Source organism: Rhizobium mayense (assembly GCF_030272705.1).
Lineage (GTDB): Bacteria > Pseudomonadota > Alphaproteobacteria > Rhizobiales > Rhizobiaceae > Rhizobium > Rhizobium mayense.
Genome location: NZ_JARFYM010000027.1, coordinates 37,499 through 62,430, shown reverse-complemented (window position 1 = coordinate 62,430; position 24,932 = coordinate 37,499). Strand labels below are relative to the sequence as shown.

Annotated in this window: 23 protein-coding genes; 6 read left to right on the top strand and 17 right to left on the bottom strand. The window is 60.7% G+C overall.

Annotation, left to right across the window (positions count from 1 at the left end; translation table 11 throughout):
- The first annotated feature begins 95 nt into the window (after window positions 1-95).
- Window positions 96-1,625, top strand: a complete 1,530-nt coding sequence (locus PY649_RS25450) for a helicase HerA-like C-terminal domain-containing protein (protein ID WP_285871630.1) — start codon at window positions 96-98, stop codon at window positions 1,623-1,625.
- A gap of 138 nt (window positions 1,626-1,763) precedes the next feature.
- Here the strand turns inward: PY649_RS25450 and PY649_RS25445 are convergent, their stop codons facing one another.
- From PY649_RS25445 to PY649_RS25435, 3 genes are all read right to left on the bottom strand, one after another.
- Window positions 1,764-2,543 (bottom strand): VOC family protein, encoded by a 780-nt coding sequence (locus PY649_RS25445; protein WP_285871629.1) that lies wholly within the window; start codon window positions 2,541-2,543, stop codon window positions 1,764-1,766.
- An 11-nt stretch (window positions 2,544-2,554) separates the two neighbouring features.
- Window positions 2,555-3,028 (bottom strand): DUF1579 domain-containing protein, encoded by a 474-nt coding sequence (locus tag PY649_RS25440; protein WP_285871628.1) that lies wholly within the window; start codon window positions 3,026-3,028, stop codon window positions 2,555-2,557.
- 120 nt (window positions 3,029-3,148) lie between these two features.
- On the bottom strand, window positions 3,149-3,874 hold the full coding sequence (locus PY649_RS25435; protein WP_285871627.1) for a DUF899 domain-containing protein: 726 nt from the start codon (window positions 3,872-3,874) through the stop codon (window positions 3,149-3,151).
- A 72-nt stretch (window positions 3,875-3,946) separates the two neighbouring features.
- Between PY649_RS25435 and PY649_RS25430 the strand changes: the two genes are divergently transcribed.
- Window positions 3,947-4,393 carry a MarR family winged helix-turn-helix transcriptional regulator gene (locus PY649_RS25430; protein ID WP_285871626.1) on the top strand — a complete coding sequence of 149 codons (447 nt, stop codon included), beginning with the start codon at window positions 3,947-3,949 and terminating at the stop codon, window positions 4,391-4,393.
- Here PY649_RS25430 and PY649_RS25425 read toward each other — a convergent pair.
- The 3 genes from PY649_RS25425 to PY649_RS25415 all read right to left on the bottom strand — a co-directional run bounded on the left by PY649_RS25425 (window position 4,390) and on the right by PY649_RS25415 (window position 6,040).
- A complete protein-coding gene (locus PY649_RS25425; protein WP_285871625.1) occupies window positions 4,390-5,148 on the bottom strand; it encodes an RES family NAD+ phosphorylase in 759 nt (252 codons plus the stop codon). The genes PY649_RS25430 and PY649_RS25425 overlap by 4 nt on opposite strands.
- A complete protein-coding gene (locus PY649_RS25420; RefSeq protein WP_285871623.1) occupies window positions 5,108-5,491 on the bottom strand; it encodes an MbcA/ParS/Xre antitoxin family protein in 384 nt (127 codons plus the stop codon). The genes PY649_RS25425 and PY649_RS25420 overlap by 41 nt, the downstream gene beginning before the upstream one ends.
- A 126-nt stretch (window positions 5,492-5,617) precedes the next feature.
- Complete coding sequence (locus tag PY649_RS25415) at window positions 5,618-6,040, bottom strand: organic hydroperoxide resistance protein (protein ID WP_285871622.1); 423 nt, start codon at window positions 6,038-6,040, stop codon at window positions 5,618-5,620.
- A gap of 131 nt (window positions 6,041-6,171) precedes the next feature.
- Here PY649_RS25415 and PY649_RS25410 point away from each other — a divergent pair, with 131 nt between their 5' ends.
- Entirely contained in the window at window positions 6,172-6,633 is a 462-nt protein-coding gene (locus PY649_RS25410; protein ID WP_285871621.1) for a MarR family winged helix-turn-helix transcriptional regulator, read from the top strand.
- Between the two features lie 38 nt (window positions 6,634-6,671).
- Here the strand turns inward: PY649_RS25410 and PY649_RS25405 are convergent, their stop codons facing one another.
- Together PY649_RS25405 and PY649_RS25400 are read right to left on the bottom strand one after the other, a co-directional pair.
- Window positions 6,672-7,409 (bottom strand): L,D-transpeptidase family protein, encoded by a 738-nt coding sequence (locus tag PY649_RS25405; RefSeq protein ID WP_285871620.1) that lies wholly within the window; start codon window positions 7,407-7,409, stop codon window positions 6,672-6,674.
- Window positions 7,410-7,557: 148 nt separating this feature from the next.
- Window positions 7,558-8,361 (bottom strand): L,D-transpeptidase, encoded by an 804-nt coding sequence (locus tag PY649_RS25400; protein WP_285871666.1) that lies wholly within the window; start codon window positions 8,359-8,361, stop codon window positions 7,558-7,560.
- 158 nt (window positions 8,362-8,519) lie between these two features.
- Between PY649_RS25400 and PY649_RS25395 the strand changes: the two genes are divergently transcribed.
- A complete protein-coding gene (locus PY649_RS25395; RefSeq protein ID WP_285871619.1) occupies window positions 8,520-9,866 on the top strand; it encodes a methylmalonyl-CoA mutase family protein in 1,347 nt (448 codons plus the stop codon).
- Between the two features lie 82 nt (window positions 9,867-9,948).
- On the top strand, window positions 9,949-12,081 hold the full coding sequence (gene scpA / locus PY649_RS25390) for a methylmalonyl-CoA mutase (RefSeq protein ID WP_285871618.1): 2,133 nt from the start codon (window positions 9,949-9,951) through the stop codon (window positions 12,079-12,081).
- A gap of 4 nt (window positions 12,082-12,085) precedes the next feature.
- Here the strand turns inward: scpA and PY649_RS25385 are convergent, their stop codons facing one another.
- From PY649_RS25385 to PY649_RS25360, 6 genes are all read right to left on the bottom strand, one after another.
- The gene (locus PY649_RS25385) at window positions 12,086-13,093 is read right to left on the bottom strand and encodes an alpha/beta hydrolase family protein (protein WP_285871617.1); all 1,008 of its coding nucleotides are present in this window, start codon (window positions 13,091-13,093) and stop codon (window positions 12,086-12,088) included.
- An 89-nt stretch (window positions 13,094-13,182) separates the two neighbouring features.
- The gene (locus tag PY649_RS25380; protein WP_285871616.1) at window positions 13,183-14,820 is read right to left on the bottom strand and encodes a cisplatin damage response ATP-dependent DNA ligase; all 1,638 of its coding nucleotides are present in this window, start codon (window positions 14,818-14,820) and stop codon (window positions 13,183-13,185) included.
- Entirely contained in the window at window positions 14,820-15,830 is a 1,011-nt protein-coding gene (locus tag PY649_RS25375; protein WP_285871615.1) for a ligase-associated DNA damage response exonuclease, read from the bottom strand. Before PY649_RS25375 ends, PY649_RS25380 begins: the two co-directional genes overlap by 1 nt.
- Window positions 15,831-15,858: 28 nt before the next feature.
- Window positions 15,859-16,629, bottom strand: a complete 771-nt coding sequence (locus PY649_RS25370; RefSeq protein WP_285871614.1) for a carbon-nitrogen hydrolase family protein — start codon at window positions 16,627-16,629, stop codon at window positions 15,859-15,861.
- A gap of 52 nt (window positions 16,630-16,681) precedes the next feature.
- Window positions 16,682-17,254: a TMEM175 family protein gene (locus tag PY649_RS25365; protein ID WP_285871613.1), complete on the bottom strand. Its 573-nt coding sequence runs from the start codon at window positions 17,252-17,254 to the stop codon at window positions 16,682-16,684.
- 94 nt (window positions 17,255-17,348) lie between these two features.
- Window positions 17,349-19,667 (bottom strand): sensor domain-containing protein, encoded by a 2,319-nt coding sequence (locus PY649_RS25360; protein ID WP_285871612.1) that lies wholly within the window; start codon window positions 19,665-19,667, stop codon window positions 17,349-17,351.
- A 245-nt stretch (window positions 19,668-19,912) separates the two neighbouring features.
- Between PY649_RS25360 and PY649_RS25355 the strand changes: the two genes are divergently transcribed.
- Window positions 19,913-21,286, top strand: coding sequence for a TIGR03808 family TAT-translocated repetitive protein (locus tag PY649_RS25355; RefSeq protein ID WP_285871611.1), 1,374 nt, complete (start codon window positions 19,913-19,915; stop codon window positions 21,284-21,286).
- A gap of 5 nt (window positions 21,287-21,291) precedes the next feature.
- Here PY649_RS25355 and PY649_RS25350 read toward each other — a convergent pair whose 3' ends face one another.
- Genes PY649_RS25350 through PY649_RS25340 form a run of 3 tightly spaced genes read right to left on the bottom strand, consistent with a single transcriptional unit; the run spans window position 21,292 to window position 24,925 of the window.
- Window positions 21,292-22,074, bottom strand: coding sequence for a crotonase/enoyl-CoA hydratase family protein (locus PY649_RS25350; protein WP_285871610.1), 783 nt, complete (start codon window positions 22,072-22,074; stop codon window positions 21,292-21,294).
- Window positions 22,071-22,940, bottom strand: a complete 870-nt coding sequence (locus PY649_RS25345; RefSeq protein ID WP_285871609.1) for a hydroxymethylglutaryl-CoA lyase — start codon at window positions 22,938-22,940, stop codon at window positions 22,071-22,073. The genes PY649_RS25350 and PY649_RS25345 overlap by 4 nt, the downstream gene beginning before the upstream one ends.
- Complete coding sequence (locus PY649_RS25340) at window positions 22,937-24,925, bottom strand: acetyl/propionyl/methylcrotonyl-CoA carboxylase subunit alpha (protein WP_285871608.1); 1,989 nt, start codon at window positions 24,923-24,925, stop codon at window positions 22,937-22,939. The genes PY649_RS25345 and PY649_RS25340 overlap by 4 nt, the downstream gene beginning before the upstream one ends.
- Between the last annotated feature and the right edge of the window lie 7 nt (window positions 24,926-24,932).

Sequence of the window (24,932 nt, the reverse complement as noted above, 5' to 3'; positions counted from 1 at the left end):
AAGTCTCTTCTTATAACAGCGTCAGGACAAATCAATGAACGGGCCTAGGCAACCCTTTGAAAGTCGCCGTGCCGCCCAAAGGGAGACGACACCTCATGCCGCAGCAAGACGGACAGATTTTCGTCGGCGCCAGTCGCAATCCGGACGACAGCGTCAACAAGGACGAATTTCTGACACTGAAATTCGGCAATCGCCATGGTCTCGTCACCGGTGCGACCGGCACAGGCAAGACGGTGACGCTGCAGGTGCTGGCGGAGGGTTTTTCCAAGGCCGGCGTGCCGGTTTTCTGCGCCGACATCAAGGGCGACCTGTCCGGCGTCGCTGCCAAGGGCGAGCCCAAGGATTTCCTTTTGAAGCGCGCCGAGGAAATTGGCCTGTCCCCTTACGAGTTCGAGCTATTCCCAGTGATCTTCTGGGATCTCTATGGCGAAAAAGGCCATCGCGTGCGCGCGACCATCGCGGAGATGGGACCGCTGCTACTGGCAAGGTTGATGGACGCATCGGAAGCACAGGAAGGTGTGCTCAACATCGCTTTCAAGATTGCCGATGAAAATGGTCTGGCGCTGCTCGACCTTAAGGACCTCCAGGCCTTGCTCAACTATATGGGCGACCATGCGAGCGAGCTTTCCAGCCAATTCGGCCTGATCTCGAAATCCTCCGTCGGTTCGATCCAGCGGGCCCTATTGGTCCTGGAGCAACAGGGGGCGGAGAATTTCTTCGGCGAGCCGGCGCTGAAAATTTCCGACATCATGCGCGTCAGCAATGACGGTTACGGGCAGATCTCGGTGCTCGCCGCCGACAAGCTGATGATGAACCCGCGGCTCTACGCCACCTTCCTGCTGTGGCTGCTGTCCGAACTTTTCGAAGAGCTCCCGGAAGTCGGCGACCCTGAAAAGCCGAAGCTGGTGTTCTTCTTCGACGAGGCTCACCTGCTCTTCAACGATGCACCGAAAGTACTAATCGAGCGTATCGAGCAGGTCGTGCGTCTGATCCGTTCCAAGGGCGTTGGCGTCTATTTCGTCACACAGAACCCGCTCGATGTGCCGGAAACGGTGCTCGCGCAGCTTGGCAACCGCGTGCAGCACGCGTTGCGCGCCTATTCACCGCGCGAACAGAAGGCCGTCCAGACGGCCGCTGAAACTTTCCGGCCTAACCCAGCCTTCAACTGCGCCGAAGTCATCACCACGCTCGGCACCGGCGAAGCGCTGGTCTCCATGCTCGAGGGCAAGGGAGCGCCCTCAATCGTCGAGCGCACCTTGATCCGTCCGCCGTCCGGCCGGATTGGCCCGGTGACCGACGCCGAGCGCCAAGCCGTCATCAATGCCAGCCCGGTTGCCGGCCTCTATGATGAGACCGTCGATCGCGAATCCGCCTTCGAAATCCTCACCGCCCGCGCCCGCAAAGCGGCCGAGCAGGACGCAGCCAAGCAGGACAGCGGCAGCGCAGGCGGCCGGTGGACGCTTCCCGGTTTTGGCGGCGACGATGAAAAGCCGACAAGCCGCGGCCGTACCGGCTACCAGCGCGAGACGATCCTGGAAGCAGCGATGAAGAGCGCCGCGCGCACGGTCGCGACGCAGGTCGGGCGGGCGCTGGTCCGCGGGATTCTAGGTAGCTTGAAGCGGTAGAGTGTTACCCTCCCCTTGAGGGGGAGAGTCGGACCGCGGGTCCGGGGTGGGGTGATCTGCGACGATCTCTGCGGATCCGAAAGTCACCCCCACCCGCCGCTTTGCGGCGACCTCCCCCCTCAAGGGGGAGGTGTTGTCTTATCGCACCGGCGCAACGAGCGAGAAGAATGCGCCTTGCGGGTCGGTGCATTGGACGATCCAGCTACCGCCGGGGACTTCCATCGGGCCGTTGACGACCTTGCCGCCAGCTTCGTTGACGCGGCCGACAGCAGCATCGATTGCCGGGACATTGAAGTAGAAGTTCCAGGCGGCCATCGGCATTTCCGCCGGCTTGGTCATGATGCCGCCGAAGTCGCGGTCGCCGATCTTGAAGATCTTGTAGGTGCCGATCGGACCCATGTCGAAATCGGAGCTCGATTCCCAGCCGAACATATCGCGATAGAAATCGAAGGCCTTCGGGCCATCGCCAGCATAAAGTTCGTGCCAGCCGACATAGCCGGGAGCATTGGGTTCGGCCGGCTCCCAGCCCTGGTCGCCAGGCTGCGGCGTGAAGATGCAGAAGGCGGCGCCATAGGGATCGGCGACGACGGCGAAACGACCGACTCCGGGAATGTCCCCAGGCTCGCGATAGACCTTGCCACCCTTTCCAGCGATCGTCTTGGCAGCCTCATCGACATTGGGCACGCTGATATAGCCGGTCCAGCAGGGCGGCGTGCCCATGGCCTTGGCCTCTTCCGGCAGGATCATCATGCCGGCGATCGGGCCTGCGCCGGCGCTGAACAAAGTATAGGCCATTTCGATTTCCGGCATGCCGGCATCCTTGGCGTCCCAGCCGACAACCTTGCGGTAGAAGGCCTCTCCCGCCACCATGTCGGTGGTCATGAGTTCGTACCAGACAAAATATCCCTTCGCAGCCATTGTAGCTCTCCCTATTGCTTGCGGCGGTAGTTGGCGATCATGAACTCTTTCCAGCTCCCGTCCGGTTGGCGGACACTGGAGGAAAAGACGCGTTCATTGTCGTTGATGAATGTGATGGCTTCACGATAGCTGGCCGACTGGCCTTCGTGCTCAAAATCCGGTCCTGACGTGTCGAGCACCAGCGTGCGGCCGGTCTGATCGAGCGCGCCTTCATAGACCCACATGTGGTTCATCATGCTCCCGATCCAGGTGCCGATATATTTGCCCTTGTCGGGATCATAGCCGAGCGTCAGCAGCGTCGCGGCGGCGCCGCCACCGGGCATCGTGCCCTCGCCCTCGCACAAAAACCAAAGGCCATGGAGCGCGCGGACAGTCTCCGTCCAGACACCGTGATCAACCCTGCCGTCCGGGTCGGCGGCATTGACGTCCCATGTGCCGAGCAGTTTTTGCAGGAATGCGTGTTCTTCCGTCAGTTCCGCCTTCATCGCGTCCCTCCTTTGCGACCGGCCGAGCCCAATGCCCCGTAGTGCTCTAAACACGGCACCTCGGGTCTTTGTTCCCATGCGACCTTCCGCGGAAAGTCGCATGGCTTGGGCTTCCATCCGCTAGTGACAGGAGGATTGCGCTTTCGGGGTTTCCTCATATTCGTCGTGACGGCGCACGAAATCCATGGTGCTGCCTTCGTTGCGGCCCTTCGGCGCATTGTCGAGGATCATCAGCGTGCCGATCATCTCCTCGCCGCCGCGGGCATAGCTGGAATAGGTATGGAAGATATTGCCGGCTTCATCCTTGTAGAAGGCGCTGAGTCCAGGGAGCTCGTCGTGGCCGTTCTTGGCGTCCATGGCGTTGAAATTATAGAACACCGTTTTGCCGGCAAGCTGCTCCTCGGTGAAGGAGACGTGATAGTCGAAATTGAAATCGTTGGCGAAAGACGACACCCAGGGGAACTTCCAGCCCATGCGTTTCTTGTAGGCCTCGATCTTCTCGATCGGCGCGCGGGCAACGGCAATGAGGGTGACGTCGTGATGATTGAGATGCGGCAGCGTGCCGTCGAAATGATCAGCAAGGAACGAGCAACCGGGGCATCCGGCCTCCCACTTCGGACCGAGCATGAAGTGATACACGATCAGTTGACTGCGGCCGTCGAAGAGGTCGGCAAGCGATTTCTTGCCGGTGGGCGTGTCGAAAACATAATCCTTATCGACTTTGACCCAAGGCAGCGCCAGGCGTTCCGCATTGACACGGTCACGCAAATGCGTCGCTTCCTTCTCCTTGGCAAGCAGTTCGCGGCGGGCCTCCAGCCACGCCTCACGCGAAACGATTTGGTTCATTGCCTGCGCCCTCCTCCGGCGTCTGCTATGTGCCAATCTTGACAAATACATTGATATCAATATTAATGAATCATGTCAAACGTGATTGAAATTTCCTTCGAGACAACACTACTGGTGCGCGATAACTGCCTTTGCCTGCATGTGCAGCGCGCTGCTCGGGCCTTGGCGCGCCGTTTCGACGAAGCATTGAGGCCGCTCGGACTTACCAACGGCCAGTTTTCCCTGATGATGTCGTTGAACAGGCCGGAGCCCGCGGCCATGGGGCCGGTGGCGACCCTGCTCGCAATAGATCAGACGACACTGACAGCGGCCTTAAAGCCGCTGGAGCGACGGGGCTGGGTGAGCATTCTTCCCAATCCGAAAGATCGCCGCGCTCGATTGCTCAGCCTGACCCCGTCAGGCAAAGCAGTGCTTGCGGCGGCCGTGCCGATCTGGAAGGTGACGCACGCCGAAGTGGAAGCGCGGCTATCCGATGGCAATGCGGACCGGCTGCGGCAGGATCTGCTCGCGCTGTCTTAAGCGCTATTTCGCATGCGGGGATCAGCCCCAAAATCGCTCCGCGCGAAACCAATGCGGCTTCTCGGAAAATCGCAGAGCGCCTGAACCCCGGTTGGCGATAGTCGGATGCGCCAGGTCTGGCGTTCGACGGGTTCGCGCGCCGCAAAGGCATGGGCTGTCAGAAGCGCAATATTCTTGCCGCCTTGGGGATCCCTGACGGACCGGTAGAGGATCGCTTGAATGCCCCCTGCCCGCGCCGCGTCGGCGAGCGACTGGCAGGCTTCGTAGTTGACGGGGTCGGTCCAAGCTTCGCGATCCCGATCCAACGGAGAACGGGTAAGATCGATCGCTTCACTGGTCGCTATTGCAGCGGCGAAAGCGGTATATTCCGCCGCATTGGCGGGCAAGGGTGTCTCCGGAGAGTCGCCAAAGAAAAGCAGTCGGTAAAAACTCATTTCGGCCAGCGCCGTTTCAACCTGCCCGGATGCATAAAAGACGCCGAGGGTACGTCCTGCCCGTCTGAAGCGCGAGCCGTATGGGTAGACCGCTCCGTAGCGGAAGGGGGTGGCCAATAGATAATCCAGGCCGATGCATTCCGGCGGCAGCGCCGGCTTGCTCTCCTCCAGCAGATGTTCGAGAAGCGCCTGCTCTTCCAGCGTATCCACCAGTTTCAAGGTCGAGACCTGATGCTGCGCCTCCACTAGCCGCCAATAACGGCCGGAGATCGGTCGAGCCTCAGACGAGAGCGCGGCGGGCGTCCAGATAGGCAAGGACATCGGTCAATCCGGAAATGGAGGTGATCTTTTCAAGCGGCGTTGCGCCGAAGGCGAGATTGACATTACGCAGCCATTGCCGCGCCACGGCCTCATCACCGCCGACGATGGCATCGAGCGAGCGGAACAGACGTATGAAGAGCACGGCGAGTTCAAATGATTTGCTGTTCCGCTCCAGGAGATGATCCTGCCGTTTCATACGCGACACCGTCGCTTCCGAAACGCCGATCACGGCGGCGAGCATGCGCGCATTCAGCCCCAGCCGCTCGGCCGCATTGACGACGGCCTTGGTGATGACCAGAGTTTCACTGGGATTTGCATGACCTATCGCTTGGGTGGATATCATGGCCATATCCTTTCTCAAGAAAATATATAGCAAATTTCTTGCAAAAGAAAAGGAGCGGCGCGCCGAAAAGCGCACCGCTCCTTTATGCCGTCTACTCTGTGAGCCGCAGAGCCGGGAAGTCTATCCTCAGGCAACCGTGAACGGCACTTCCGTCGAGGTGCGCATGGCATGGCTGTAGGGGCAGACGATGTGGGCGGCAGCGGCAAGCTTTTCAGCTTCGGCCTTGTCCATGCCAGGAATGTGAACCGATAGAGACACTTCGATGCCGAAACCGCCGCCATCCGCGCGCGGACCGATTCCAACCGTGGCAGTCACCTTGGCGTCTTCCGGAATCTTGACCTTCTGCTGGCCTGCAACAAATTTCAGAGCGCCGAGGAAGCAGGCGGAATAGCCGGCGGCGAAGAGCTGTTCGGGGTTCGTGCCGGTGGCGCCGTCGCCGCCCAGTTCCTTCGGCACGGTCAGGGTGACGTCGAGAACGCCGTTTTCAGAAACGGCGTGGCCTGCGCGGCCGCCGGTGGCGGAAGCTTTGGTGGTGTAGAGGATAGGCATGTCAGATCTCCTTGCTGATTGGATGAGTTTTCTATATCGCACGATTTAATAGCACGCAACATATTTTTGCGATTTGCTTTTGAAAAGTGAACCTGTGACAATGAGGTCAATAAGAAAGTGGCGGAGCAGCGATGACGGACAAGGTGCAGGAGCGGGCGATCCCCGATGAGGAAAAGCGGCTGGAGCGGCAGCTCTGTTTTGCCGTTTACGCGACCGCGCATGCCTTCAATCGCGCCTATAAGCCGATCCTTGATCGTGTCGGCCTGACCTATCCGCAATATCTGGTAATGCTGGTGCTCTGGGAAAAAGGCTGCCTGCCGGTCAAAACTATTGGTGAGCAGCTCGACCTCGATTCCGGCACGCTGTCGCCATTGTTGAAACGCCTGGAGCAGGCCGGCCTGATCGGCCGTATGCGCGATCCGAAAGACGAACGGCAGGTCATCGTTTCACTGACGGAAAAGGGCGCCGGCATGAAATGCCAGGTCAATATGATCATGGCCGCCATTGGCGAAGCAGTCGGCTGCGATATGGATGAAATGGCCAGTCTGCGCGACCGGCTGCAACGGCTGAGAGCGAATTTAACGGCCGAATGAGAGCCGCTAAATTCCCCTGATCAAAAAGATGTAGAAACTTAAGCCTGCGTCACCAGGATCGGCGCGCGTTCCGGCACGCGATCGTAGAGATCGATGACATCCTGATTGAGCAGACGGACGCAGCCCGAGGAAACGGCCTTGCCAATGGAGCGCCAATCGGGATTACCGTGCAGACGGTAAAGCGAATCCTGCTTATCCTCGAAAATATAAAGCGCGCGCGCACCGAGCGGATTCTTCAGACCTGGATCCATGCCGCCATTCTCGATGGAATATTGGACGAGTTCCGGCTGGCGGGCGACCATTTCGTCTGGCGGGTTCCAGCGCGGCCATTTCTTGCGCCACTGGATGACACCGCGGCCCTGCCAGGCGAAGCCTTCGCGGCCGACGCCGATACCATAACGCATCGCCGTGCCGCCCGGCTCGGTGACATAGAGGAAGCGCTCGCGCGTATTGACGACGACGCTGCCTGGCGGCTCGCCGGTCGGATTGACGACACGCTGCCGATAATATTTCGGATCGATCTGCTCGTAGGGTATTGCCGGAAGATGAAAGCCGCCATCATCCATCGCGGCGTAGATCACAGCCGGATCCGGCTGCTCGCCACTGTAGCTGGAAAGCAAGCTGTCGGAGGGGCGATAGGCGGAGCCGCTATATTGTACGGGGCTGACGATCGGGTTGCTTTCGACCGTGGAAGCGCAGCCGGCAAGCGTCGAAACCGCACCAATGCCCGCGAGGGCGAGGAAATTACGTCGGGAAAGAGAAGGAGGCAGACTCATGTCGACAGCATCATTCCTGTTGGAAGGGAACCCAAAACTATCCGATTCGGCTCCCGGCGAGATTCACAGAGACTGGAATAAAACTAAAGAGCGTCGCCGGGCGCGGCTATCGCACATATGCAACATCACGAAAATTTGTTTCAGGACATTATAGCACTACGACTTCCGTCTTTGCAGGCACTCGATTGTAAAGATCGATCACATCCTGGTTCAGCATGCGGACGCAGCCGGATGACGCAGCCTTACCGATCGACTGCCAGTCGGGTGTGCCGTGAATGCGATAGAGCGTATCCCTGCCATTCTGGAAAATATAGAGCGCACGGGCGCCAAGGGGATTGGTCGGCCCGGGATTCATGCCGCCGCGCTCAGCCGAAACCGGCTTGATCTCCGGTTCGCGAGCCACCATTTCCGCTGGCGGCGTCCATCGCGGCCATTTCTGCTTCCACTGGACGACGCCTCTGCCATGCCAGGCATAACCGGCCGCCCCAAGGCCGACCCCATAACGCATCGCCTTGCCGTCCGGCTCGACGAAATAGAGATAGTGGCTTCTGGTATCGACGACGATCGTGCCGGGCCTTTCGTTGGTCTGATAACCCACTTCCTGACGCAGGAACCGCTGGTCCATGCGCGTATAGGGGATGGCCGGCAGGGTGAAATCGTCTTCGCTCCTCTGCGCGTACATGGCCTGATGCACGGGATTGGAGGTCGGCAGGCCGTAGGTCTGATTGAATTGTGTGCGGAAAAGATCGCGCGCTTGCGGCACCGGCTGGACCGGCAGGCGCTTTACCTTTTGCGGATCGATGCCTTCAGGCTGATAAAAGATAGGCGCAGTTTCCTGCGCGAACCGATCGGGATCGGTCGCCCCTGTATCGGGAATAATGCTGCAAGCCGACACCGTAGCAAGGGCTGCAACGGCAAGCAGGCGACGGGAAATGGGCAGGAAATCGGCCATCATCGGGAACCAGTTGGGATATGGATCGGTCAGCCGCATGATGACCGGCGCGGCTGGCGCGAGGCTGGTGTCGGATGCGAAGATATTGCGCCAATTAGCCAAACTTCTGTTTTCCCTTGCCCTGGCTTGGGTTAGACCTTTGGATGACGGAGGATAGCATGAATATCGACAGTCTGGACCCGAACATATTTGCTCCGGCAAGTCGCGAGGCATGGCTCAAGCTGGTGAACAGGGCTCTGAAGGGCGAGGATCTCCAGGAAGCGCTGGTATCACGAACGGATGACGGCATCGCGATCGAGCCACTTTATGGCCGCCGCTCGGATGCCACGCCGTTCACCCGCCGCCACATCGACCGGCCTTGGATCGTCAGCCAGCGTATGGATGATCCGGATATTGAACGTGCCTTCATTCAGCTCGGCGAGGATCTCGCCAACGGAAGCAGCGGCGTCAGCCTAATCTCGAAAACCGGTTCCTCTGCCTTTGGTGTCGGTGTCGATGCCGCGACGGAGGGGCTGGCGGTACGGCTGGCGTCGGCAATTGCCGGCAAAAACATCTCGTTGCGCCTCGAAGGCTGCTCCCCGGCTTTTGCAGATGCATTTGCTATGGCGCTTGGCAAAGATTCCAATCGTCAGACGCTGCATTTCGGCCTCGACACCTTCACCTTGACCACGAACGGAATAACGAACAGCTTCCAGCGCCTGCATGTTACCGGATTTACCGGCACCCTCCTCAATGCGGATGGCCGCGCCGTGCACAATGCCGGTGGAACGGAGGCGCAGGAACTGGCGGTTATGGCCGCGGCTCTCGTCGGGCACCTGAAGATGTTGGATCAGGCAGGCACCGGCCCCGACGCGGTCCTCGGCGTCACGAGCCTCTGCCTCACAGCCGATCAAAACCAGTTCATCACAGTGGCGAAAGCCCGCGCCGCACGCATGATCTTTGCCCGCATCGCCGAAGCCTGCGGCATTTCCGATCCCCCCGCAGCCTACCTCTTCATGGAGACGAGCTATCGCATGCTCACCCGGCTGGACCCGGAAACCAATATCCTGCGCAACACCATCGCCGTCTTCGCCGCCGGCACGGGCGGCGCGGATGAGATTTCGGTGCTGCCGCACACGCTGGCCCATGGCATCGCCGATCCGCTGGCACGACGCCTGGCGCGCAATACGCAGACCATCCTGATTGCCGAAAGCCATCTCGACCACGTCGCCGATCCGGCCGCCGGAACGGGTGGCATAGAGGCGCTGACCGAGGCTCTGGCCGAAAAGGCCTGGGAGATTTTTACCGGCATCGAGCGGGATGGCGGATTGGCTAAGGTTATCGCCAGTGGCCAGCTTGCGGCGATGGTGGCCGAGGCAAGAGCGAAGCGTGCGGCAAAGCCGATTGTGGGGACGACATTGTTTGCTGCGAAGGCGGAGCGGCCGGTGACGGTTTTGGGAGAGCTTGGGGCTGTGGCGGAGCATATGGGGCTGACGCCGGCGCGGTTGGATGAGGTAGAGGTATGACTGTGGCAGCAATATTCGCGGAGAGTGCGTACCCCTCTGAGGGGGGCGACGCACGCCCGGCATACGCGGAGGTATCGGCCCGGTGACCTATATTCCCGACTTCGCCAACCTCGATTGGCAAAAGCCGAAGGTGTCCAAACCCAAAACCGGCGCACCTTCGTGGCAGACCCCAGAGGGTATCGCCGTCAAGCGCGTCTATGACACGGCCGATCTTGCCGGTCTGAATTTCCTCGACACCTATCCCGGCGCGGCCCCGTTTGTGCGCGGCCCCTACCCGACCATGTATGTCCAGCAGCCCTGGACCATCCGCCAATATGCGGGTTTCTCCACCGCCGAGGAATCGAATGCCTTCTACCGCCGCAATCTCGCGGCCGGCCAGAAGGGTCTCTCCGTCGCCTTCGATCTTGCCACCCACCGCGGCTATGACAGCGACCATCCGCGCGTCGCCGGTGATGTCGGCATGGCGGGCGTGGCTATCGATTCCATCCTCGATATGCGCCAGCTCTTCGATGGCATCCCGCTTGGCGAGATGAGCGTGTCGATGACCATGAACGGTGCAGTGTTGCCGGTGATGGCGCTTTATATCGTCGCCGCCGAAGAACAGGGCGTTTCCGAGGACCGGCTCTCCGGCACGATCCAGAACGACATCCTCAAGGAGTTCATGGTCCGCAACACCTACATCTATCCGCCACAGCCCTCGATGCGGATCGTTTCGGACATTTTCAGCTATACCAGCCAGCGCATGCCAAAATTCAACTCCATCTCGATTTCCGGCTATCACATGCAAGAGGCTGGCGCGACGGCGGATCTGGAACTCGCCTATACGATCGCCGACGGAATCGAATATGCTCGCGCCGGAGTAGCTGCCGGGCTCGATATCGACAGCTTCGCGCCACGCCTTTCCTTTTTCTGGGCGGTCGGCATGAATTTCTTCATGGAAGTCGCCAAAATGCGTGCGGCCCGACTGATCTGGGCCGCGTTGATGCAGAAGAACTTTGCGCCGAAGGACCAGAAATCGCTGGCGCTGCGAACCCACAGCCAGACGTCGGGCTGGTCGTTGACGGCACAAGACCCGATGAACAACATCATCCGCACCATGGTCGAAGCCATGGCGGCGACTCAGGGCCATACGCAGTCCCTGCATACCAATTCGTTCGACGAAGCGCTTGCACTGCCGACAGACCATTCGGCCCGTATCGCCCGCAACACGCAGATCCTGCTGCAGAAGGAATCCGGCACGACCGATATCATCGATCCCTGGGGCGGCTCAGCCTATGTCGAGCGGCTGACACATGATTTGGCCGCCCGCGCGCTGACCCATATCGAAGAAGTCGAAGCGCTCGGCGGCATGGCGAAAGCAATCGAGAAGGGCATTCCGAAGCTGCGGATCGAAGAGGCGGCCGCCCGCACGCAGGCGCGTATCGACAGCGGCCACCAGACCGTTGTCGGCGTCAATTTCTCACGACCGGAACAGGACATCGACGTCGACGTGCTGAAGGTGGACAATTCCGAGGTCCGCGCACGGCAGCTCTCGAAGCTGCAGCAGTTGAAGGGCACGCGCGAGACGGCAGCCGTGGAGGCCGCGCTGGAGACGCTGACCGAGGCCGCGCGCAACGGCAGCGGCAATCTGCTGGATTTTGCCGTCAAGGCAGCGCGGGCCAGAGCCACGGTCGGCGAAATCTCGCTGGCGTTGGAAAAAGCCTATGGCCGGCATGTCGCGGAGATCCGAACCATATCCGGCGTCTATCGCAAGGAAGTCGGCACCGCCGATGCTCTCTTCAACAGGGCCGTCGTCAAGGTCGAAGCGTTCCGCAAGGCAAAGGGCGAAAAGCCGCGCATCCTCGTCGCCAAGATGGGGCAGGACGGCCATGATCGCGGCCAGAAGGTCATCGCCACCGCCTTCGCCGACCTAGGCTTCGATGTCGTCGTCGGCGCGATGTTCCAGACGCCGGAAGAGGTCGCCGATCTTGCGGTTCGCGAAGGCGTCGACATCATCGGCGCTTCATCGCTTGCCGCCGGCCATCTGACGCTGGTGCCGGAACTGAAGGAGGCGCTCACCCGCCGCCACGCCGGCCGCATCCTCATTGCCGTCGGCGGCGTCATCCCGCCCCAGGATTTCGCCGCATTGGAAGCCGCCGGCGCCGATGCGATTTTTCCGCCGGGGACGGTGATCGCGGAAGCAGCGGCGGCGCTGATGGATCGGCTGATGCGCTAAACTCTTACGCCGCCACGCTCCTGAAGAACTGGATGCTCTGCTCGATCTCTCCCGGCAACGCCGAATTGTGGCTGCCCTGCACCGTCGCCAGTTCCATCTTTACCCCGCCGGCAAGGGCGCGTTTGGAGAGCAGCGCCAACCGGGGTTCGATATTGGCCTCTTGGTTGGCGTGCATCACCCTCAAGGGGCATTTGAAGCTGTGGGCATAGCAGATTGCCGAGCGCATCTGGAATTCGCGCGGGTTCTTTGCGTTGAAGCGGATATCCTCCGGATAACGATGGAAGAAGGCGAAGGCATCCGGATTACCTGACATGGGAGCGGCCGCACGGAAGCGTTTGGTCGACATCGCCGCAAGCATCGCCAGCGTGCCGCCGACGCTGTGGCCGGCAAGGAACATACGGTGCGGATCGACGCCCGGCAGATGGCGCAGGCGATTGGATGCGGCAAGTACGTCCGCCACTTCGTCGTAGAAACCGGAGAAATTGCCCTTCTGGCCGTTTTCGCCACGCATCGATGGGATCATGACGATATAGCCTGCATCGATATAAGGCTTCATCAGCAGCCAATGACCCTGACCGATGGCGTTGCCGCCGTGCAGGAATAGTACCGCCGGCTTCGGCTTCGGCGTGCGCTCATAGCGCGACACCCAGGCGACGAGCTCCAGCTCACCTCCCAAGCCGGTGCGATAGAATATCTGATCGGCGCCGGAGGGGGCGACCAGCGGTTCATATTTGTCGGGCGCCGGCCCCTTGTTCAGCAGATCGGTCCGAAACTTGTGGCGCTCTTTGGCATAATCACCGGCCAAAAGCGGCGGATCGGTCGGCGCATCCGCGGCTTTAGCGGCCTTGAGATCCACAACCTTGGCTTCGGTCTTGGTCTCGGTCGCCTTGCTGGCATCAAGGACCTTGGTTTCGGTAGCCTTAGCGATGTTGGGAGCAAAAAGTGTTACGGCAAGACCGGCAAGAACGGTGCGGCGACTGGGGCGAAATGCGTTGTCTTCAGACGTTGTCATATGCTCTGTCCAAATATGCCCGGCGAATCGAAATCTGCACGGGTTGAAAGGCGCGGCCAATTCACATTGTGGTGAGGAATCAACCTGTCCTATTCATCAACGGCGGGGGCCTTCGCGTCAATTAGCGCCACCAAACTTTCCAGCCGATCCGCCTCATAGGGCGGCTTGTCAGGCCGGAGACGAGCAATTCGCGGAAAGCGCATGGCGACACCGGATTTGTGCCGTGTCGAACGGTTGATCCCTTCGAAGGCGACCTCGAGAACGAAGCCGAAGTCGCGATCGGCCCTGACCGCTCTCACCGGGCCGAAACGATCGATGGTATTGTTGCGCACAAACTTGTCGAGCACCTCAAGTTCGGCATCCGTGAAGCCGAAATAGGCTTTACCGACCGGCACCAGTTGCTCGCCCTCCGGCGTCATCGACCAGACGCCGAAGGTGAAATCGGAATAATAGCTCGAACGTTTGCCATGGCCACGCTGGGCATACATCAGCACCGCATCGACATTGTACGGATTGCGTTTCCATTTGAACCACGGCCCCTTGGCGCGGCCGGCAAGATAAGCGCTGTCGCGGCGCTTGATCATGACGCCTTCGATAACCGGATCGGGCGGAGAGGAGCGCAATTGGTCCAATTCCTCCCAGGAGGTAAAATCGACCAGCGGCGAGAGATCGAAACGATCCCGAGGTGCCGCCTCAATGATCTCCGCCAGCCGCGCGCGCCGGTCCACAAAGCCGCGGGCACGCACATCTTCTTCACCATCGAACAGCAGGTCATAGGCACGAATGAAGGCGGGATATTCGTCCAGCATCTTCATCGTCACCGTCTTGCGGTTCAGCCGCTGCTGCAGATCGGAGAAGGTACGCGTCGGGCTGTTGGAGCGCGCCGTGCCGCCGATCAGCAATTCGCCGTCGACGACGCCCTCGAAACTCACGGCCTCGACGATATCGGGGAAAGCGCCGGAAATATCGTCACCGGAGCGGGAATAAAGCTTGCTCGTCGCACCCGCTCGCGAAAGCTGGACGCGGATGCCGTCCCATTTCCACTCGGCGGCATAATCAAGGGGATCAAGTCCGCCGAGATCACCCGGTTCGACCGGATTGGCGAGCATGACGGAATGAAAGATCGCCGGCGTCGCCAGCACAGGCTTGTCGCTTCTGCCTTCCAGCCATTGGAACAGGCTTTCATAGGGTGGCTGCAGCCCATGCCATAGCGTTTCGATCTCGGCTACGTCCTTGCCGCTCAACTCCGCCAAAGCCTGCTTGGCAAGCCGCGCCGACACGCCGATGCGCAATGCGCCGGTGGCGAGCTTCAGGAAAGCAAAACGGCCTGACGTGTCCAGCTGGTCGAGCAGGTCCCGAACGAAGCTGCGGACTTCGGTGCGGCCAAGCGCATTCATCCGGCGCACAACGTCGCCGAGTTTCGGCTGCTCCCCGGCCGGCCGGACGATATCGCTTTCCTTGTCCCAGACCAGCGAGATGGTCTCGGCGAGATCGCCGACATAGTCGTAAGAGTAGCGAAACAGCACCTCGTCCATGCGTTCCAGCACGAGGTCGCGCAGCATGGCCGGCTTGACGTTGCGGACTTCCAGCGTACCGGCAATTGCGGCGAGACCGTATCCGCGATCCGGGTCGGGCGTATCACGGAAATAGTCGGTGAGCAGCTTCAGCTTGCCATTGCGGCTCGGCGTCAGCACCAGGCGATCGAGGAGGTCTGCGAAGGCTTTCATCAGTCACCCTCGTCTTCATAGCCGATCAGATGCAACGGCTTGGCCGAGATGCCTTGCAATTCGCACCAGCGCACCAGGGCCTCTTCGCGCCCGTGAGTGACCCAGACTTCGCCCGGCTTCAACTCGGAGATGGTCTCCGTCAGTTCCGGCCAATCGCAATGATCCGAAATGACCAGCGGCAGCTCGACTCCGAGCTGCTTGGCGCGCTGGCGCACCATCATCCAGCCCGATGCAAAGGCGGGCAACGGATCATGGAACCGCCGCGCCCAGCGGTCTTGGAAAGCGGAGGGTGGGCCGACGACGACAGCGCCCTTGAAGATCGATTGATCCCGGCTTTCGATGGTCGCCGGCAATAGCTCGCCCAGCGCAATGCCCTGCCCGGCATAATAGCCGCACAATGTCTCCAGCGCGCCATGAATATAAATCGGCTTGTCATAGCCGGTATCGCGCAGCAGCCGGATGACGCGCTGCGCCTTGCCGAGCGCATATGCGCCGATGAGATGGGTGCGCTCCGGAAACTGCCCGAGTGACGCAAGCAGTTTTTCCGTTTCGTCCATCGGATCGGGATGATGAAACACCGGCAGCCCGAACGTCGCCTCGGTAATGAAGACATCGCAGGCGACCGGCACGTATGCCGCACAGGTCGGGTCTGGCCGCCGCTTATAATCGCCCGATACAACTATGCGCAGCCCATCCTTTTCCACCGCGATCTGCGCCGAACCGAGCACGTGCCCGGCCGGATGAAACCGTACTCGCACGCCGTTGATCGTCAACACCTCGGCGAAACCGACGGCTTGTTCGGATCCGGCAAAGCCGTCGCCACAGCGTATCCGCATGATATCCAGGGTCTGGCGGGTGGCGAGTACTTGACGATGGCCGGCGCGGGCATGATCGGAATGCCCATGCGTTATCAACGCCCGCTCCACCGGCCGCACGGGATCGATATAAAAGCCGCCGATCGGACAGAACAGCCCTTCAGGCGCGGGATAAAGCAGTTGATCCGGTCTCATAGGGGAAAGGATAGCGTGATTTGTGCAATTATGTAGCGATCATTGGGGTTTTTTGATCGAATCCGCGTACCGGCTGTGGATCAGGCAAATCGAAGACGAGGACATCTTCGCTATGCGGCTTCGCCTTTGCCACGACAACACCGTTCGGATCGACGATCGCGCTGCTGCCGTAGCTGAACCAGCCATCATCATTGCTACCGACAACGTCTGATGCCATGACCCAACATCCGGTATGTTTGGCGCATATTTGCAGGCCCGATATGCCCGGCTTGTGCCACTTTTCCGCCTTGTGAGGCCGCAGCATCAGATTGATGGGATTGCAGATCAACCCAGCGCCCTTTCTGGCTAGACGCGTCGAGGTATACGGGTATCTCAAATCGGCGCAGATATTGATGCCGAAGCGCCAATCGCCCAGCGTCCAAACTGGAAAATCAGTGCCGGGTGTGCAGCCGCTTTCCAGCGGATGCGCCTTGGCATAGGCCCCATCTATCCGCCCCGCCCTCACGACGATCGCGCTGTTGTAGATCGACTCCCCTCGCCGCTCGAAAAGGCCGATGATGGCGGTCGTCTTCCCCGACACGCAGCGGCCGACTAAGGCATCCAGGGCAGGATCATCAAGAGACAGTGCGCGCCGCCTGGCAATTGCCGCTTTGTAGCTATGTCCCTGAAGATAGCATTCAGGGAAAAGCGCGAGGTCGATGCCCTGCTCGTCGGCCCATGCCAAGTCGCGCGCAAGCACATCCGCGACCTTATCGACAGCATCGAATATTGCCAGGCGTTGAAAGGCCGCGACACGCATATCGGAGGACTAACACGGTTCCTGAGTCGCCCATAGCGCGAAGCCCGATCCGCTACTGCATCATCCGCTCGAATCGTCGATCCGGCACCAGCCATATGCAGGCAACGATGAAATAGATGCCGAGGGAGATGAATGGGTTGATGGCTGCAAGTATGATCGAGAGGATGTAAAGGCAGACGGAAAGTGTGGCCTTACGATCCGAACCGAGCGTTTGGGCAAAATCGGAATCCCTGCCATGCACGCGGATCAGCATCAGACTGAGGATGTAAAAGGCAATACCGCACATCAGCAGGATGAAGCCATATACCATCACTGGGGTCATTGCGAAGTTGTTTTCGTCCATCCAGCTGGTGGCGAAGGGCATCAGTGACAGCCAGAACAGCAGATGCAGATTGGCCCAAAGCACGCCGCCCCTGACATGCTTCACCGCCTGGAACATATGATGGTGATTGTTCCAGTAGATGCCGACATAGACGAAGCTTAGAACATACGAAAGAAGCGTCGGGATCAGCGGCACGAGCGCCTGCAGCCCGTCGCCGTGCGGCGTTTTCAATTCCAGTACCATGATGGTGATGATGATGGCGATCACGCCATCGGAAAAGGCCTCGATGCGCCCCTTGCCCATGGATCAACTTCCCCTCTTCTTCGCGTTGAGCCCAATGCAGAATCGACTCTGGGGCCAGCATATGGAGGCAGGATTACAGCAGATACGGATGTGTTCAAGCGAGGCGGTCACAGGCACTTGTTAGAAGCTTCGCGATCTCTCCTGCTCCGACTGGCCGCGAGAAATAGAAACCCTGGGCGTCGTGGCACTGACTCTGGCGCAGGAATTCGAGCTGCTCGTCCGTCTCCACCCCTTCCGCGACGACGGCGAGGCGCAGCCGGCGCGCGAGCGAGATGACGGCGGAGGCGATGGCGACGGTCGTCTCGTCGCGTGGCAACGCCTCGACGAAAGAGCGATCCATTTTGAGACGGTCGAAGGGAAAAGTCTTCAGCGCCGCCAAGCTGGAATAGCCGGTGCCGAAATCGTCGATCGACAGGCGCACGCCAAGCGCCTTCAGGGCCTGCATCACATGCAGAGCGCGCGGCACGTCATGCATCAGCGTGCTTTCGGTCAACTCCAGCTCCAGCCATTGCGGGCCGAGACCGCTTGCCTCCAGGGCTTCGGTGACATGGGCGGCAAGCGCCGGATCGCTGAACTGCCGGGCCGAAACATTGACGGCGATCGTGACCGGGGGCAGGCCCATCACCTGCCACTCCTTGGCCTGCCGGCAGGCCTCGTTGAGCACGAACAATCCGAGCGGGATGATCAGCCCGGATTCTTCCGCCAGCGGGATGAATTGGCCGGGAGGCAGTATGCCGTGACGCGGATGCCGCCAGCGCACAAGCGCTTCTGCGCCCACGATACGACCGCTCGCGACATCCACCTGCGGCTGGTATTCCACGAAGAACTGGTTGGCGCCGATGGCGTTGCGCAATTCCTCCTGCTCGCTCAACGGCATGACACCCGCCGCATTCGGCTTATGGGTATGATATTGCAGCCGGTTGCGGCCATGCTCCTTGGCCTTGTACATGGCCGCATCGGCGCAGGCGATCAGCTCCTCGGGGGTCTCGCCATCGGCCGGAAACGCGGCGACGCCGATGCTGCTCGTTACGGAAACCTCGAGATCTCCGACCACCACCGGCTGCGTGATCGCTTTCTGCAGCTCGCGCAGCCGACGCGTGATGCCGGTGTCGTGCCGCGACTGGTGGACGAAGACCAAGAGGAACTCGTCGCCGCCAAGGCGCACCACCATGTCGGATGCCCGCAGGCTATCGACCATGCGCGACGTCAGCTCCTTCAACAACTCATCGCCGGCGCCGTGTCCGCGACTATCATTGACCTGCTTGAAATTGTCGAGATCAACATAGGCAACCGTCACCTTGCGGCCATTACGCCGAGCCTTGAACAGGATCTTCGCCATGTTCTCCTTGAGAAAGGCGCGGTTCGGCAAACCGGTCAGGTCGTCATGGTGAGCCATGAAATAAATGCGATCTTCGGCGCGCTTGCGCTCAATGGCGATGCCGGCGATATGGTTCGCCATGGCGAGCAGCTCCAGCTCACATTCGGTCGGCTCACGCACCGCGTTGGAATAGAGCGCGAAAGTGCCGAGCACGTTGCCCTGCGAGGTCTTGATCGGCGTCGACCAACAGGAACGCAGATCGAATTGCGCGGCAAGGTCGCGAAAATCCTCCCAGAGCAGGTCGGTCTGGATGTCGTTGACGAAGACGGGCTTGCCGCGCCAGGCGGCCGTGCCGCAGGAGCCGACCTTCGGGCCGATGGCGATGCCATCGATCAAGCGGCTGTAGGCGCCGGGCAGATTGGGCGCGGCGCCATGGGACAGATGAATGCCTTCATGATCCAGCAACAGCACCGACCCTTTGATGTCGCTAAGCTGATCCTCAACCATCAATACCAGCGCCTCGAGGATCATCTCGAGCGGCTCGCTCTTGGCGATCATTTCCAATAGTTCGGCCTGGCTGCGGCGCAGATGCTCCTGGCGTTTGCGCTCGGTGATATCGCGCGAAGTGCCGATCAGGCCGATCACCTCACCGCGGTCGTTGCGCAGCGGTAACTTCGAGGTCAGCCGATAGATTGGCTTACCGCCGCTCGCGGAGGGAATAACCTCCTCCATATCGATCCGTGGCTTGCCGGTGGCGATGATTTCCTGCTCGATATCGTAGTATTTCGTGGCTCGATCCAGCGGCACCAAATCGAAATCGGTCTTGCCAGCGAGCGCACTTGCTCTCTCCAAGCCAAGACTTTTTGCCGTGGCGGCATTGGCGAAGACGAAGCGGCTTTCGCGATCCTTGACGAAGAGAAAATCCGGCAGTTCATGCACGATCGCCTTGAGGCGTAGCTGCTCGATGCCATCGGCGACATGGTGCGCGTTCGCCGCCATCAACGCCTGCGTCGCAGCCAACAGACGCTCCGTCTCGATATCGAGCGTACGATCACGCTCGCCTGTCCGCGCGTGCTGAAAAGCCGGCTTATTCATGATGCGCATTCTCCCATTACAGCCGCAGGCGCGGCTTTCTCAAATGTCACAACCGAAACGCGACCAGTATAGTTCGCGCTCCCTTCGAGCCTCTTAAGCGGATGGGTGAATGAAAGAATAAATGGGCGGAACGCCTGAGAAGCCGGAGGCCCGCTTTCGCGAGAATGGGTCGCTTTCCGTGCCATATCAGGACAGATGCGTGTGGCACGCTTTCTGCTTCGGAAGACACAACTCAGGAGTTAACAATGGTCCAGCGTCGCGCGTTCATCGCCTATATCGCCGCCTCGGCCGCAGCCGGCCTATTTGCCCAACGCGCCTCTGCCGTGCCACTCGCCAAGATCGCAGGCGCCGAGATGCGCGGACCGATCGATGCGATCGCCTATAGAGCGACGCCAGGCACCAGCGATAGCAGAAGCGGCAAGCTCCAGGCGATGATCGACAACGCCGCGCGCAACAACGAGCCGGTCTTCCTGCCGCCGGGCAACTATAGTGTCTCGAACCTCACATTACCCGACAATACCCGCATCACCGGCATTCCCGGCGCCTCGCGGCTCGTTTATGGCGGCGAAGGCCATCTGATGAGCGCCGACAAGGCCAAACGCATCGAACTATCCGGCATCGTTCTCGATGGCGGCAACCGGTGGCTTGCCGACTATGCCGGTGGGTTGCTGCAATTTAGCGGTGTCGACGAAGTCCTTATCGACAATTGCGAAATCGCCGGCAGTCGCAAACATGGGCTGCAACTGGAGCGTTGCGGCGGGCGGATCGAACGCAGCCGCATATCAGGCGCCGCGGAAGCCGGTCTGTATTCCGTCCAGTCGGCCGGACTGACGGTTACCGGCAATACGGTCGAGGATTGCGGCAATGGCGGCATCCTCATCCACCGCTGGGACAAGGGCGCAGATGGCAGCATCGTCACCGGCAATCGCATCGCCCGCATCGGCGCCAATGATGGTGGCACCGGCCAGAATGGCAACGGCATCAACATTTTCCGCGCCGACGGAGTCGTGGTCTCCGGCAACCAGATCGCCGATTGCGCCTTTACCGCCGTGCGCGCCAATTCGGCGTCGAACGTGCAGATCACAGGCAATCAATGCCTGCGCTCCGGTGAGACGGCGATCTTCTGCGAATTCGAGTTCGAAGGCGCTGTGGTCAGCAACAATCTCGTCGACGGCGCCGCGAATGGCATCGCGATTGCCAATTTCGACAAGGGCGGCCGGCTCGCCAGCGTCACCGGCAATATCATCCGCAACCTGTCGCTGACCGGACCCTATCCTCAGGAGAGCGGTTTCGGCATCGGGATATCGGCCGAAGCCGACACGCTGATCGCTACGAACCTTATCGAAAATGCGCCGCTCTGGGGTCTGAAACTCGGCTGGGGTCCCTATCTCCGCAACGTCGTCGCCACCGGCAACATCATCCGCCAAGCCCGCATCGGCTGCGCAGTCTCCGTCGTCGACGGCGCCGGTGCGGCTGTCATCTCCGACAATCTGTTCCAAGAAACGACAAAGGGCGCCATCATCGGCTTTCGTTGGGACAAACCGGCTTCCGGCGACTTGACGGCGACGGGCAGCGAAGAGTTTCCGAAGCTTACAATAGAGAAAAATAGGCTGGCGTAGACTGCCTATCTCCAGCTCGGCTCCCGCCGCTCGAAGAATGCTGCGAGCCCTTCCCTTGCTTCCTCCGTCTCCCACGTATCGGCCAGTTGTGTGATGACGCGGTCGATGAGTTCGTCGGTAATCGGCGCGCCGAGGGAACGGGCCAATGCTTTGGCCCGCGCAGCAGCCTGCGGCGAAGCGGCGAGGAAGTGGCGGATTTCGGATTCAACGGCCTCGTCGAGCGCGTCTTCGGGAACGACGCGGGTCAGCAGGCCGACGGCATGGGCTTGCCAGGCATCGACGATCTTGCCGGAGAGGAAGAGCGGGCGGGCCTTAGCCTCGCCGATGCGAGCGATCACATAGGGGCTGATGGTGGCCGGGATGATGCCGAGGCGAACCTCCGTCAGGCCGAAGCGCGCCGTGGCGGCGGCTATCGCCATGTCGCAGACGCTGAGGATGCCTATACCGCCACCGAAGGCATTGCCATGCACGCGGGCGATCAGCGGCTTCGGCAATTCGTTCAAGGCCTTGAACAGCATGGCCAGCCTGCGGGCTTCAGCGATGCGTCCGGCACGGGTGGCGTCGAACTGCGCGCGCATCCAACCGAGGTCGCCGCCAGCGCAAAAGCTTGTACCCTCGCCCGTAAGCACGACCACGCGCACGCTTGCATTTCGGCCAAGATCGTGAGCGGCCTCGGTCAGGGCATCGATCATCTCGGCCGATAGGGCATTATGCTTTTCCGGGCGCGCCAAGGTCAGGCGGGCGACGCCGTGCTCTCTGATGGCGATATGGATTGTTTGCGATGTCATGCGGCGCTCCTGAGGCTGATGGCAAAGGCGGCTGCGTGGGCAAGGTTTTCCTCATCGAGACCGGTCTCGAAGCCGTGCAATGTCAGATAATGCTGAACCGCCACGGTATCGACGTTGCCCTTGGCACCAGGCGCGAAGGGACAGCCGCCGAGACCGCCGGCAGCGGCGTCGAATACCCGCAGACCCCGATCCAGGGCTACGCCGATATTGTCCAATGCCCGGCCGGAAGTATCGTGAAAATGACCGGCCAGCATGGTGGCCGGGAGATCAGCAAGCACGGCTTCCAGCATGCTGTCCACCGCCTCCGGTTTGCCTCTGCCGATCGTGTCGCCAAGGCTGATCTCGTAACAGCCGAGCTCGCGCAACTGTCTCGCGACGCTTGCTGCATTCGCCGGCGGTATAGCGCCTTCATAGGGGCATTCGACGACGCAACTGACATAGCCGCGCAGGGGGATGCCGCGATCACGGCTCGCCGCCGCCACGGGCCGGAACCGCTCGATGCTCTCGTCGATGGAGCAATTGATGTTGCTGAGTGAAAAGCTTTCGGAGGCCGATGCGAAGATCGCCACCTCATCGGCGCCAGCGGCAATCGCTGCCTCAAAGCCCTGCATATTCGGGGTCAGCACCGCATAGCGGACGCCGGGCTTTCGTTTGATCCCGGCCATCACGCCCGCGGCATCGGACAGCTGCGGCACCCATTTGGGGCTGACGAAGCTGGTGACCTCGATGCGCTCGAAACCGCAGTCGGAGAGCAGATCCACCAGTTCGATCTTGCGCTCCGTGTCGATCAGCCGTTTTTCGTTCTGCAGGCCGTCTCGCGGCGCCATTTCGACGATGGTGACATGGTTGGAAGGGCGATCGGTCATTGTGCGTCCTCCGGCCGGAGCGACAGGAGAACGGCGCTCTCGCTGGTCTGATCGCCTTCACCGACATGCAGGCTCTCCACTACGCCATCGCGTGTCGCCGTCAGTGTCAGCTCCATCTTCATGGCCTCCATGATGATGAGTGCCTGGCCCTTCGCGACCAAATCGCCTTCCTGGACCCGAACGATCTTTATGAGACCAGGCATCGGCGCGATCAGTCGGTCACCGCCGATGGCCTCTTCCTCAACGCCATCCAGCGGGTCGGGTCGATGGAAGTGATGGGTATGGCCATCAAGGAACAGCGTCATGCCATGCGGCATCTGGAAGACGTCAGCGCTTATTTGCCGCCCGTCGATCTCTACGTGACAATCGCCGCCGCCGGCACCGACGATGCGGACGCCGACAGCACGATCATCGAAATGCACGGAGAAGAGAACTTGTCCTTTCGCAATCACACGGCAGTTCGTGTGACCGCCGCTATGATATAGCACGACGGGTCGATTTACCTCGCCCCAGAGCTGCCAGGCGCCGAGCGCTTGCCACGGGTCGCCCCCTAAGGATCGCGTCATACCTCCTGCCTCGATGATGGCGGCAACGGCAAGCGCGATGTCGTCCGGTACTGATGCGGCGGTCAGCGTCTCCGCCTCGCGGTCAATCAGGCCCGTATCCGGATGGCCCGCAACAAAATCCGCTTGCTGGCTCAATCGAGCCAAGAAATCAAGATTATTTGCCGTTCCGGCCACCTGCGTGTCCTGCAGCACTCGCGTCAGCTTGACGAGGGCTGCTTGGCGGGTCGGGGCGTGGACAATGAGCTTGGCAATCAGCGGATCGTAAAAGGGCGTGATGCTGTCGCCCTGGCACACGCCGGTGTCGACGCGCGTATCGCCGTCGGGAAATCTGAGATGCGAGAGAGTACCAGTCGACGGCAGGAAACCCCGCGACGGGTCCTCGGCATAAAGCCGCGCTTCGAAGGCCCAACCGTCAACGGCGAGTTCGGCTTGGGTCTTCGGTAAGGGCTCGCCGCCAGCAATCCGCAATTGCCATTCGACCAGATCGACCCCGGCGATCGCTTCGGTGACGGGATGCTCGACCTGCAGGCGAGTGTTCATTTCCATAAAAAAGAAGCGATCCGGCGACAGGCCGCCGGAGACATCGGCAATGAATTCAACCGTGCCGGCGCCGCGGTAATCGATGGCACGCGCCGCGCGGACGGCAGCTTCACCCATCGTGTTGCGCATCTCCTCCGTCATGCCGGGGGCCGGCGCTTCCTCGATCACCTTCTGGTGCCGTCGCTGCAAAGAGCAATCGCGTTCGAAAAGATGCACGACGTTGCCATGGCTGTCGCCAAAGACCTGGATTTCTATGTGACGGGGTTGCATCAGATATTTTTCGATCAGAACGGCATCGTCACCGAAGGCCGCCTTTGCCTCGCGCCTCGCCGATTCCAATGCCGCCGCAAAATCCTCCAGCCGGTCGACGCGCCGCATGCCCTTGCCGCCGCCGCCGGCCCGTGCCTTGATCAGCACGGGATAGCCGATCTCCGTCGCGCGCTCCGCAAGGAAGGCCGCATCCTGATTGTCACCGTGATAACCTGGAACGACGGGCACGCCGGCCCGCTCCATCAACGCCTTGGCCGCATCCTTCAGGCCCATGGCGCGGATTGAGCCCGGCGATGGGCCGATAAAAACCAGTCCGACTGATTCGACCGCCTCCGCGAAATCGGCATTTTCCGAGAGAAAGCCATAGCCGGGGTGAATGGCTGCGGCGCCGGAACGCCACGCGGCAGCCATAATGCGTTCCTTCGAGAGATAGCTCTCGCTTGCCGCCGCCGGGCCGATATGGACCGCCTCATCGGCCAGTGCCACATGCAAGGCGGCGATATCCGCGTCGGAGTAAACCGCGACCGTGCGAATGCCCATCCGCCTTGCCGTACGTATGATCCGGCAGGCGATTTCTCCGCGATTGGCGATCAATATCTTCGAAAACATCGGCAAT